The sequence below is a fragment of the Algoriphagus aquatilis genome, from assembly GCF_042657405.1.
Taxonomy (GTDB): domain Bacteria; phylum Bacteroidota; class Bacteroidia; order Cytophagales; family Cyclobacteriaceae; genus Algoriphagus; species Algoriphagus aquatilis.
The window spans coordinates 127,215-138,841 of sequence record NZ_JBHSKS010000004.1 but is presented as its reverse complement, the minus strand read 5'-3'; the positions used below and the strand labels follow the sequence as shown (position 1 = coordinate 138,841).

9 protein-coding genes are annotated in these 11,627 nt (G+C 43.3%); 7 read left to right on the top strand and 2 right to left on the bottom strand.

The genetic code is table 11. The annotated features are described in order from the left end of the window. Positions 1-66 precede the first annotated feature (66 nt). Both ACFPIK_RS06840 and ACFPIK_RS06835 read left to right on the top strand, forming a co-directional pair. Positions 67-1,437: an exopolysaccharide biosynthesis polyprenyl glycosylphosphotransferase gene (locus tag ACFPIK_RS06840; RefSeq protein ID WP_377913571.1), complete on the top strand. Its 1,371-nt coding sequence runs from the start codon at positions 67-69 to the stop codon at positions 1,435-1,437. Continuing rightward, complete coding sequence (locus ACFPIK_RS06835) at positions 1,427-2,356, top strand: class I SAM-dependent methyltransferase (protein WP_377913569.1); 930 nt, start codon at positions 1,427-1,429, stop codon at positions 2,354-2,356. Before ACFPIK_RS06840 ends, ACFPIK_RS06835 begins: the two co-directional genes overlap by 11 nt. Here ACFPIK_RS06835 and ACFPIK_RS06830 read toward each other — a convergent pair. Continuing rightward, entirely contained in the window at positions 2,353-3,267 is a 915-nt protein-coding gene (locus ACFPIK_RS06830; RefSeq protein ID WP_377913567.1) for a universal stress protein, read from the bottom strand. The genes ACFPIK_RS06835 and ACFPIK_RS06830 overlap by 4 nt on opposite strands. A gap of 104 nt (positions 3,268-3,371) precedes the next feature. Here ACFPIK_RS06830 and thpR point away from each other — a divergent pair, with 104 nt between their 5' ends. The 5 genes from thpR to ACFPIK_RS06805 all read left to right on the top strand — a co-directional run bounded on the left by thpR (position 3,372) and on the right by ACFPIK_RS06805 (position 10,103). Next, a complete protein-coding gene (gene thpR, locus ACFPIK_RS06825; protein WP_377913565.1) occupies positions 3,372-3,926 on the top strand; it encodes an RNA 2',3'-cyclic phosphodiesterase in 555 nt (184 codons plus the stop codon). Between the two features lie 486 nt (positions 3,927-4,412). Next, the gene (locus ACFPIK_RS06820; protein WP_377913563.1) at positions 4,413-7,487 is read left to right on the top strand and encodes a SusC/RagA family TonB-linked outer membrane protein; all 3,075 of its coding nucleotides are present in this window, start codon (positions 4,413-4,415) and stop codon (positions 7,485-7,487) included. A 25-nt stretch (positions 7,488-7,512) separates the two neighbouring features. Then, positions 7,513-9,057: a RagB/SusD family nutrient uptake outer membrane protein gene (locus tag ACFPIK_RS06815; protein WP_377913561.1), complete on the top strand. Its 1,545-nt coding sequence runs from the start codon at positions 7,513-7,515 to the stop codon at positions 9,055-9,057. A 142-nt stretch (positions 9,058-9,199) separates the two neighbouring features. Further along, positions 9,200-9,745 (top strand): helix-turn-helix domain-containing protein, encoded by a 546-nt coding sequence (locus tag ACFPIK_RS06810; RefSeq protein ID WP_377913559.1) that lies wholly within the window; start codon positions 9,200-9,202, stop codon positions 9,743-9,745. A 43-nt stretch (positions 9,746-9,788) separates the two neighbouring features. Continuing rightward, complete coding sequence (locus ACFPIK_RS06805; protein WP_377913557.1) at positions 9,789-10,103, top strand: DUF202 domain-containing protein; 315 nt, start codon at positions 9,789-9,791, stop codon at positions 10,101-10,103. Between the two features lie 167 nt (positions 10,104-10,270). On the opposite strand, the gene ACFPIK_RS06800 is transcribed toward ACFPIK_RS06805, so the two are convergent. Next, positions 10,271-11,479 (bottom strand): Ig-like domain-containing protein, encoded by a 1,209-nt coding sequence (locus ACFPIK_RS06800; RefSeq protein WP_377913555.1) that lies wholly within the window; start codon positions 11,477-11,479, stop codon positions 10,271-10,273. Positions 11,480-11,627: the final 148 nt, after the last annotated feature.

Here is an 11,627-nt window from a genome sequence, read left to right as displayed (position 1 = left end):
TCGAAAACCATTTAAATAGCTCGGTTTTTGAAGTAAAGAAAATAGCCATCGAAGTTTTAAATTTTTATGAAGAGAAAGTTTGACGTGTATTTTCCCTGGTTGTTCACAATCAGCGACTTTTTAATCTCACTATTTTCCCTTTCGGTTGCGAATGTGGTTTTGCAGAAATTGGGGGTTTTTGAGGGAGCTGGTTTTACTGCCTTTCTTCCATTAGCGCTACTTTGGGTTTTAATTTCAGTGCTTCGAAAAGATTATAAAATCGGTCGAACCGATGAATATGATCAAACCCTTTCCAGTTTTTCAATCACCTTACTTTGGTTTTTAGGTGCTACAGCGATTTTGTGGACACCGCTTCAGTCGGGCAATTACCGCTGGATACAAATAGGTTCGCTAGGGTTGACCATGGGTACCCTGATGGGCATTTATCGGGTCTCCGTCCACATCGTATTGAAAAAGTATCGAGCCAAAGGCAACAACTATCAAAATGCGGTGATTGTAGGCAAAGGGGGTACGAGTCCAAAGTTGGCTGATGTGTTTAGAATCAGAAAGGACTTCGGGATCAATTTCCTGGGATATTTTGATGACAAGGCAGATTGCAGTCAGACCCGTGGCGGTATTCGTGAGTTTTTTGAAGAAGCACCAAATTTGGACTTGGATCTCATTTATATCCACGAAAAGCTGGAGCCAAGTCTGGTCAAGAAGGTGATCAACTTTGCTGACGAAAATTACATCAAGGTAAAAATGATCCCGGGCGGAAGTCTTCAATTGGAAAAAAACCTTTCCTTCTCGAAGTATGGAGATCTTTTTGTCATCAATGTCAATGAGATTCCCCTCGACAATCCGCTCAACAGCCTGGCTAAGCGGGTATTTGATGTAGTTTTTGCAGGGTTGGTGACGATTTTCATCTTGTCTTGGCTGATTCCTTTAGTGGGCCTATTGATCAAGCTTGAATCAAAAGGTCCCGTGTTTTTCATTCAGAAAAGAAATGGGATAAACAATCAGGTTTTCAACTGTCTGAAATTCCGGTCCATGACTCCAAATGACTATTCGGATACCCATCAGGCTAAGAAAAATGATCCTCGGGTAACTCGCATTGGAGCATTTTTGAGAAATTCTTCTCTGGATGAAATGCCACAGTTTCTCAATGTACTAATGGGAGATATGTCTATCGTAGGACCACGTCCACATACGATTCCGATGAATGAAACATTCAAGACTCAGATCGACCGCTATAATTCAAGACATAAAATCAAGCCTGGAATCACCGGGCTCGCCCAAGTAAGAGGTTATAGAGGAGAGATTGAGAATCCTTACCAGATCCGGTCAAGGGTAAGACTAGATTATTTCTATATCAACAATTGGACTTTTTTGATGGATATGGAGATTATGGTAAAGACCGTATACGAGTTGTTATTCAATAGAGAAAATGCCTATTGATTTAGAACCGTGCTGTAAATTCTGCAAATCTGATCGGTTGACAGAGTTTGTGGCTACAGAACGAATGCTTAGACTGGGAGGCAATTTTTACTATTCCGAGTGTTTGGATTGTGGTTCTCTTCAATTGAAAGACTTCATAGAAGATTTTTCCCCTTATTATCCTAAAGATTACTACTCCTTTTCTACCCTTAGAAAATCCTCCTCCTCCGTTCAGTTTCTGAAAACACTTCGAATGAAGGTTTTTCTGAGTACAGGTCTTCAAAAAATCGCTCCGCTCTATGGGTATTGGCTGAAAAAACTCAAGCCCCGATTCAAGGACAGAATAGCTGATGTAGGATGCGGAAACGGTCAGTTACTCTATGAACTCAGTGTTTCCGGTTTTAGGGACTTGCATGGGTTTGATCCATTTATTGATCGTTCGGAAGAGATATCTGAGTCCTTGAAACTCTGGAAAAAACGCATCGAAGATTCAGATCTCCTGTTTGATGTGATCATGATGCATCATTCTTTTGAGCACATGGAGGATCCACAAGCCATTTTGAGGTCTTGCTATGAGCATCTTAAACCCGGAGGGAGACTTTTGATTCGCTGTCCTGTGGCGGATGCTCAGATTTGGAAAGAAAAAAGAGCGCTTTGGGTGCAATTGGATGCCCCAAGACATCTGATCATTCCTACTGTGGCAGGAATGCGACTCGTTTCTGAGCGTGTAGGATTTAGCATAACTGAAATTGAGTTCGACTCTAGTGATTTTCAGTTTTGGGGCACTGTGCTCTATGAAAATGGAGAGCGACTGGATCATTCAAAAATCAATGCCTATCTGAGTGCAGAAGAGCGAAATGCTTTGCAAGAAAAAGCCCTCCGCTACAATAGGGAGGGCAAAGGTGATCAAGCTTGTTTTTATTTGATCAAACAAGATTAAATTTTGAAGAGGGCATCGAAAAAGCCCATGGTTTCTCCTTTTTTCTTGAATATCAGCATGGGTAGCAGCTTATTGTAGCTGATGAGTTTTTCGGCGGTGCTTCCTAAAAGAATAGCCGCTGATTTCGTCCTTCCTCTTGATCCCAGAAGAATGAGATCGGCGTCGATCTTTTTCGCAAATTCGGTAATCTGAACGGCGATGTTTCTTCCGTCATTTAGGACCATTTCACATTCCAAGTCTGTCTTTTCATGCTTGCTGACGAATCTTTTGAAATCCTTCTTCGCATTTTCTTTCATGATCTCTGAAAATTCTTCAAAGGATTTTCCGGTTTTGGAATAGCCATGAGGTACATCAAAGACGTGCATTGGGACAAGTTCTGCATTTACGTTCGTAGCGATCTGCTCTCCAAATTCATAAAACATATGGTTGTGGGAAGAAAAATCGGTCAGCATCAGGATTTTCTTAGGGAGTTTCACCATTCTCTTTTCCTGGAGTAGGAGAATCGAGCAGGGGGCTTTTTTAGCCACACCATCTGCGAGTACGCCATGACCTGGGAGATCTTCTTTTCTTCCCATGATAATCACGTCGGCATCTTTCAGCTTTGCCCAGCGTAAGAAGGTATCCAGTGGATGACTTCCTTCTTCTACGAAAACCTCCGTTTCTACCTCTGCAGGGAAAGAATGTTCTTTGAGCTTATTGTTGATGATTGCCTCAATGGATTCATCGGTGGGAGCTACGAGGTCGGGGTATTGTGAAAGGATCTCTTGTGGGATTTCCAGATTTTTGGAGACATGTACAAAGTAGCATTTTTCAATTCCGAGGAATTTTGCGAATACCGCTACTTTTTTGATCAGGATATCGTCCATTTCGGTTAGGTCTAAGCCTACCATTGCCTTGGAAAAGTACTTCATAAGGTGGGTTTTAAATCTGCTATAAGTTAAAAGATAGATTGGGTAAAGCGAATTGTTTTTTGCGATTTGAGCGCTCGAGGATGATTTTGGGTAATTTTATAGTGATGAAAATAATTCAGAAGTATTTCTTGGCTCTGATTCCGCCCGATCCCATCATTTCAAAATCTCATGAAATCAAGGAGGAAATACGGAAAAAGTTTGGGTTGAAGTATGCATTGAAATCTCCTCCTCACATCACTCTGAAAATGCCTTTTTCATATAATGAGGCAAAGGAAGATCAATTGACAGATCGACTCAGTGAGTTTTTGGTCAATCAGAAGTCCTTTTCCGTCGGCATTTCCGGAATAGGGACTTTTGGTCAGCGGGTGATTTTTCAGGGGATTAGGACCAATCCTGAATTACTTGAACTTCAGAAAAATCTCAAATCCTTTTGTAAAAGAGAGCTCCTCTTGGTAGATGAATTAAGTGACCGCAACTACCATCCACATTTGACTTTGGCTTTTAAAGATCTTAAGCCAAGCAAGTTTGATGGGGTGTTGGAGCTGGTCAAAGACTTACAATTTGATGCCGAATTTAAAGTAGATAGGATGGCTATTTTGAAAAAGAATGAGGGTAAATGGCAAATACAAAAAGAGCTGTTTTTTGGTATAAACGGGTAAATTATTGGTGATAACCTACCACTCAAGCTAAATATTCCATTTTTTATCAAAAAAAAATCTCCTTTAGAAAATTTGGTGATTCTGATTCACACTTCAAATTCATTCTTTTAGGCTAAAAATTGCTGTGTTAGTATTCAGAAGAAAAAACTGTTTTTTTTCCATCAATTAACAAATTGTTAAGGAAAGTGAATAAACAGCTGATTTTTTTTGGAGGGATAAAAATTTGAGTTTCTCCTATCTAGAATAAATCACGTTAGAAAATTAAAAACTTAAAATTATATTTTGAAGATTAGGACTTGGTATCAAAGATGTCCTGAAGGTGGGCCATATAGGCAGGTCTTCCATTTTTTATAAAATTTAAATCGATAAATAAGAAATAAAATTTGGTTTTGAGCCTGCTCTCTCATCAAGTTAGGGTTTGTTTCTCTTGCGCTTTTAGGTTGATATTGGCTTGATTAAAAGTTAAAAAGTCTAAATAATCGACCTATGAAGAAAGTTTTATTAGGTTTTGCTTTGAGTTTTCTGACCATTGTGTCAGTGCTCGCGCAAACTAAAACGATCACTGGTAGGGTTACTTCTTCCGAAGAGCCGGAGGGCGTCCCTGGTGCCAGTGTGGTTGTGAAAGGTACCACCCAAGGTACAGTGACCAATTTGGATGGAACTTATTCCATCTCAGTTCCCTCTGATGCCAGTGCATTGGTATTCAGTTTTGTGGGTTATTTGACCAAAGAGGTCAGCATCGGATCTGCTACCACCATCAATGTGCAGTTGGACCCGGATGTGAAATTGCTAAGTGAAATCGTAGTGACCGGATATGGTACTCAGGAAAGAAGAGAAATTACGGGTTCTGTAGCTTCAATCAACAACGGCTCGATCGAAAATCTCGTGGCTCCATCCTTCGATTCCCAATTGGCAGGTAGAGCGGCTGGTGTTTCCGTTACCGTTCCGAGTGGTATTTTGGGCTCCAGACCCATCATTCGTATCCGTGGAGTCAACTCACTTTCAGGGGGTGCGGATCCATTGATCGTGATCGATGGCGTACCGGTAGTGGATTCTGATCGATCCGGTGCAGTTGCCTCCAACCCATTGGCTAACATCAACCCTGCGGATATAGAATCTTATGAGGTTTTGAAGGATGGTTCTGCTACTGCGATTTACGGTTCAAGAGCCGCAAATGGGGTGATTTTGATTACGACCAAAAGAGGAAAATCTGGAAAAGCGCAAGTTAACTATAACAGCAGCTTTGGTATCAATGAAGCCGTAGCGCAGTTTGACCTGCTGAACGGGGATGAATGGGTAACAATTGCCAACGAAAAAAGAGCAAATGTAAACGCATCTCCATTGGCAAATCCTGGTGTGAACACCGATTGGCAAGATGCTGTCTTGAGATCAGGCAATACGCAGCAGCACAACCTTTCGATCTCCGGCGGTTCTGAGTCCACCAAGTATTTCTTCTCTCTCGGTTTCACCGACCAGGAGTCTGTGGTAAAAACCAATGACCTGAAGCGATATGCTTTCAGATCAAATATCGATCATTCCATCTCTAAGAAAGTAAGAATCGGAAAAAGCCTTTCTTATGCGTACACAGAGATTACGGGTCTGAACAACGGTGCAAACTCACTTTCAGGAGCGATTTACAACGCGACCAGAGCATTGCCAAATGTCCCTATCTACGATCCGGCAAATACTGCCTTCGGTGGATTCAACATTACGGCTAATGGTGCTACCACCGGTTTCGGTGCAAACCTTGCCGGTCCGGACAACAACATTCCGAACATTGCCTATGTCCTGGCAAATAACTTCTACAGAAACAGAAATCACCGAATTTTAGGTAATGCTTATGCTGAGGTTGACCTTGCAAGAGGCTTGACCGCAAGAACACAAATCGGTATCGACGTGACCTTGGCGGATGACTTTACCACCCTTAGCCCTAAGCATGGTGACGGTAGAAGCTCCAACGGTTCGGTGACGATGGCATTTAATCCGGCTACCCGATGGAACTGGCAGAATACGTTGAACTATCAGACCATTTTGGCGGAAAATCACAGCATCAATGTCACTGCAGGGGTTGAATATCAGTACACCAATTTCTACAACTTCAGTGCTTCCGGTACGGACTTCTCGGATGAGTTTTTCAGATTGAGAAACTTGATCTCCAACTCTTACAACAACCAGTTTTCTGGTGGTGGATTCCAGGAGCAGGGTTTTGACTCCTACTTCGCGAGATTCAACTATGGCTACAAAGGCAAATACTTATTGTCTTTCGCAGTAAGAAATGACGGTATCTCTCAGCTGGCTACCGAAAATAGAAGAGGTACATTCCCAGGTGGATCGATCGGATGGAGAGTTTCTGACGAATCGTTCTTCACTTCTACCTTGATCAAAGACTTGAAAGTAAGAGCATCTTACGCAGAAGTAGGAAACGTGAGCTTACCAGGCGGTTCTTTCCCTTATGCAGGTGGATTTGGTCCTGTGCAGGCTGCTGCCGGTGCAGGTATTGGATATACCAACGTGGCCAACGTGGCTTTGCAGTGGGAGACTTCCAAAAAGTTCAACGTAGGTCTTGACATGACTATCGGTAAGGTGACTGTATCTGCGGATTACTTCAAAAACAACGTAGACGGTATCGTATTGAATGCACCGACTGCTCCTTCTTTGGGTATTCCAAACAACACCATCAGCCAAAACGTGGGCGCTATGTTTAACGAGGGTGTGGAATTCCGTGCCTTGTCAAACGTCATCAACAATGGTAAATTCTCCTGGAACACTGATTTCAACTTTACCTGGATCCGCAATGAGGTGACCAACTTGGTACAGCCTCTGACCGGTACGTACAACAGAACGGAAGTAGGCGGACCTATTGCACAGCTTTACGGATTTAAGTGGGCGGGTGTCAACCCTGCCAACGGTAACGCGATGTACTTCAGCGGGGACAACATCGTGCAGCTTGTAGGAGCAGCCACTTGGAGAGCATTTGATCCTGCTAATCCATCCAATGTAGCCACAGCAGGTACAGCACCTACTCAATTCTTCTTAGGTAATACACTTCCTAAGTATCAGGGTGGCTGGTCAAACAGCTTCACTTATGGAAATTTTGATGCGGAAATCTTCATCAGATATTCTGGTGGCAACTACATCATGAACGAATCCCTAAGAGGGTTGCTTGGCCTGGGATTCTCCAACAACCACCGGGAAATCCTAAACAGATGGACGGAAAGCGGTCAGGTGACCGATGTGCCTAGACTCTATGCCGGCCGTGATGCCAACACCTGGCAGACCGCTGCTTCCAACAGCAGATTTGTAGAAAAAGGTGACTTTGTGAGAGTTCAAAACATGGTAGTCGGCTACAGAGTGCCAGCTGCTACGCTGAACAATGCATTCAACGGTGCAATCAGATCAGCAAGATTCTTTGCTCAGGTACAGAATCCTTTGATCTTCACCAAGTACTCCGGAATCGATCCTGAATCCAACCAATTCGGTGGTCAATTGAACTTCGGAATCGACTGGAACGTGGCTCCGATCATCAGAACTTGGTCTGTGGGCCTTAATGTTGGATTCTAATTTTCAATCCTAAAATCGATCAAACATGAAAACAATATTTTCAACTAAAGTAAAGTCAGTTTTGGTGGCTTTGGCAATGGTAGGCGTGACGTCTTCCTGCGAAGTGACTGATCTGCAGCCAGCGAATATTATTCCGGATGCGGAAGCTTTTGCCGATGGGAACAGGGTTAATGCAGCCGTGTTGGGTATCTATGAAGCTGCTCAGCGAGGGTTTTATCTAGGGTCAGTACAGCGAGGCTATCCGTTTGGTGCGGCTTCTGTGCAGCAGGGTGATATGAGAGGTGAAGACATGTACAACGACCAGTTGTTTTATGAAATCACTTACATCAACGGATTCAACCCACAGACTGCTAACAACAATGGTCAGTGGATCTCTCTCTACAGAATGATCAACCGTGCCAATATCGTGATCGAAAACCTAGACGGTGCGCTGTCAAAAGGTGCAATCACACAGGCTGTAAGAGATCAGTTTTTGGGGGAGGCCCTTTTCTTGAGAGCTTTGGCTCATCATGAGTTGGTAGTTTATTTCTCCAGACCTTATTCTGATGATCCTAATGCACCGGGCATCCCTTACAGAACCTTTGCCATCAATGACGTATCTAAGGTAGGTCCAGGTGAAGCAGTAGGAAGAGGTACTGTGCAAAGTGTGTATGATCAGCTTTTGGCGGATTTGAATCAGGCAGAGAGCCTTATGGGCAATGGATCCAGCCCTTTCCGTGCCAACAAGGGTTCAGCGATCGCCTTGAAAGCCAGAGTGCTTTTGCACATGGAAAGATGGGCTGATGTACTGACGGAGTTCAACAAAATCTCCAGCCGATATGCGGTGACTGCCAATCCATTGGCTCCATTCAGAAGTGGTGGTACCAGCACAGACAACGTGTTTTCTTTCCAAAATACGCAGGCTTCTAACCCGGGTGTAAACGGTGCGCTTGCCAACATGTATGGCAACCCTAACTTGGGTGCTCGTGGTCTGGTAAAAATCAGCCCATTGATCTGGAGAGCAACTTGGTGGCATCCGGAAGATACCCGAAGAAGTGTAAGAGGTGCTACAGATGGCTTTGTAAGTCAAGGGCCTTTGGGAATCTTTACCAACAAGTACACCGATGCAGTGACGTTTTCTGATCCTTCCATCGTGATCCGTTTTGCCGAGATCGTACTTGCAGCGGCTGAAGCCAATGCAAGATTGGGCAATACCCAGGCAGCGGTGACTTTGCTCAACTCGGTAAGAAGCCGTGCGCTTCCTGCTTCAGTTCCGGCTTACACCACTGCTGATTTTGCAAATGCAGATGCCTTGATCGATGCCATCATCCGTGAGACGAGAATTGAATTCCTTGCAGAAGGCAGAAGATTCCCGAACATTCACCGCTTGGCAGGGGAAGGTAGAATGCCGGGTATCCCGGCCAAAGCCACTTCCAGATCCATCACAGGTCTAAACTTCTACACGACCAATGTGAATATCCCGACCGATCACTCCTTGCCGTACTCCAGCCATTTGTTTATCTGGCCGATTCCATTGGAAGAGATCTTGACCAACACCTCTGCCCCTATTGCGCAGAACCCAGGATATTAATTCTCATAAAAGGTTATAAAGTGAAAAGTCCGGCTCCCATGAGTCGGACTTTTTTAGTTTTTGGGAAATGTCTGTTAAATGTCCTGTTCTGGGAGCAGTGAGAATCCATTTTTTGGGGGACTTTTGTGAAAAGTAAATGCCTATGAACCTGGGTGAAATCATCAGATCGGAACGAATTAAAAAAGGGTGGACCCAAGAAGACCTTGCGGTAAGGATCCATACCACTTCCAAAACGATCCAGCGGATCGAATCCGGAAAAGTCAAACCCAGATCCTACACCTTGCTTTCACTGGCGCAGGTGCTGGACTTCCCTCTCGACCGATTGACTCCAAAGGAGCAAGTAGATCTTCAGGAAGAAAAATTTCCCATTGTTCCCAGGATACTCCTCCATCTCTCTGCCCTTCTGCTTTTGATTCTTCCCACGTATTTGCTTTGGATTTGGGTAAAACGCCAATTTCCCGGTCTCAAAAAGGAGGTCCTGCAGGTAGTTAACTTTCAGGTAAATGTGCTTGCTGTGATGATTCCCTGTGGATTTTTGGCTTTTCTGTTTTTCCCTGTGTTGATTTTAGCCGGGATGGGATTGTTTACTTGGGTGATGGTAGGGGTCAATGTGGTCCGGATTTTACTGGAAGAGAACTCCTATTATCCTGTCGGGGTGGAGATTTTCAGGGATAGGTCAGAAAGCTAAACCCTACAATCCCTTACCTTTAATCAATGTAGCCTCCATCGTCATGTCCAAGCTCGAAAACACCATCAACAGAGATCTTTTATTGAGAGAAAACCTCGCCCTTCAGCGGACCATTCTCGCCAATCAGACCACGTTTTTATCCTTTCTCAGGACGTCCATGTACTTTTTGGTCGCTGGATTAAGCATCAAAAATCTCCTGCAGGTGGAGGGAAGTATCTATTACCAAGTTGTATTTTATCTGATTTCTGCAGGCATACTGATTTTTGGCACCCTGAATTACTTCCGCCACAAGCGAAAAATCGAAGAGAGCAAAATCCATGTGGGGAATTATAAGCTGGAGTATGAGAAGGAGGGGTGAGTGGGTTTTTGAAGGGGAATAGAGGGAGAAAAAGAATGCCCTACTAGTAAAAAGTGAACTCCTAAATATATTCCATAGCCCGAAAAGGAAAAGCATAACCCAAAAGAATGGGTAAAAAAAATCCCCCGAGGTGGTCGGGGGATTGGATTGTTAATTAACTGATTTAATCAACAATCGATATTATTTAGAGATCCTTTTTTGGAAACGCCATTTACTTTGAAATCCGTCCACTTATTCTGTGGATTATTCAAAGGCTTGCAGGTTAAGGTTACTTTCCAAGTGTAAGTTTCACAAGCTTTCAGGTCCATTGTTCTTTGCATGGTTTGACCGCTGTAAGTCCATCCTTGAAGAGGAGTATCCAAGGCGCTTTGTGGGAAGGTGAATGCCAGATTAGCTCCGGTAACGTCTTCTGCAGGGATGTAGGTAAAGGTCACTTCATCACCATTAACTGAATAAGTGAAATTTTCATCACAACCACCGCATTCAATTACATTTACAGTAGAGGTTGTTGAAGAAACACTTCCTTGATATCTAAAGGATGGTGTAGATCTTACATACTGGGCGGAGTAAGTATAATTACCAGCTGTTCCGGTAGGGACATTATATGTGACAGAACGAACTGTAGATGTAACATCTGCAGATGCAACTACTACATTGCTTGAATTCAAGATTTGAATAAAACCTCCTGTTAGGGTTTCAGCTGAAGTTGAAACAGTAGCGGTCAAGCTAAAAGAAGCATTTTCGCAAATTGGTTCGGTAGTTCCTGCAGAAAGGGATGTTGTAGTGCAAATTCCTATCAATGCATAGGATACATCTCCCGCATCAAGTGGATTTCCACCACCCGTTTGTCTCCATTGTTCAGTAATGAACTGACCTGCTACCCATCCTGTAGGAAGTGGTCTAGAAACAACAAATGGAGTTCCCACTGTAAGTTGACCAACACTTACCCAAGTACCTGTTGGGTTTTCTTGATTAGTAGCTGTTTCATCAAAGAATTGAAGGTTATTTCCATTAGCATTTGAACTGGAAAGCGTGAATCGATATTCAATGGTGGTAGGTGTATTCCAAACCTCAACATTCAAAGTTTTTGTACCTGGATTATTTTGATTGCCAAAGGTTGCGGTTAGATCGCCAGTTGCTTTATAAATTGATCCAGAAGAGGCTGTTATACAATCCGTTTCCCAATTACCACCACCGGCAAGGGTCAGTGCATTTTCATTGCCCACTCCAAAAGGATCCAATCGGAAACCGGATTTTGAAGCCTCGGCTTGCTCGTTCATTAAGTCAGCCGTTTCATACATGCCTGTCTGGCTGCAGGCGCTAAGAATCAACCCCGCCAGGGCCATTCCTAAAAGATTTGTTTTAAAAGTTCTCATGTGAGTTTGGTTTATTTTGAAGCAATATAAATGCATTTCATTTTCAAAAAAAAGCCTTTTATAAAATTTTTTTGTCAAAAAATGTAATAAAATGACCTTTTGTACAAACAAAAGGTCATTTGAAGAATAGGAAAACCTGAATGATTGG

Excerpts from the sequence above, each read along its gene's own strand:
- ACFPIK_RS06840 (WP_377913571.1), top strand. The coding sequence starts at position 67 with ATGAAGAGAAAGTTTGACGTGTATTTTCCCTGGTTGTTCACAATCAGC.
- ACFPIK_RS06835 (WP_377913569.1), top strand. The coding sequence starts at position 1,427 with ATGCCTATTGATTTAGAACCGTGCTGTAAATTCTGCAAATCTGATCGG.
- ACFPIK_RS06830 (WP_377913567.1), bottom strand. The coding sequence starts at position 3,267 with ATGAAGTACTTTTCCAAGGCAATGGTAGGCTTAGACCTAACCGAAATG.
- thpR (WP_377913565.1), top strand. The coding sequence starts at position 3,372 with ATGAAAATAATTCAGAAGTATTTCTTGGCTCTGATTCCGCCCGATCCC.
- ACFPIK_RS06820 (WP_377913563.1), top strand. The coding sequence starts at position 4,413 with ATGAAGAAAGTTTTATTAGGTTTTGCTTTGAGTTTTCTGACCATTGTG.
- ACFPIK_RS06815 (WP_377913561.1), top strand. The coding sequence starts at position 7,513 with ATGAAAACAATATTTTCAACTAAAGTAAAGTCAGTTTTGGTGGCTTTG.
- ACFPIK_RS06810 (WP_377913559.1), top strand. The coding sequence starts at position 9,200 with ATGAACCTGGGTGAAATCATCAGATCGGAACGAATTAAAAAAGGGTGG.
- ACFPIK_RS06805 (WP_377913557.1), top strand. The coding sequence starts at position 9,789 with ATGTCCAAGCTCGAAAACACCATCAACAGAGATCTTTTATTGAGAGAA.
- ACFPIK_RS06800 (WP_377913555.1), bottom strand. The coding sequence starts at position 11,479 with ATGAGAACTTTTAAAACAAATCTTTTAGGAATGGCCCTGGCGGGGTTG.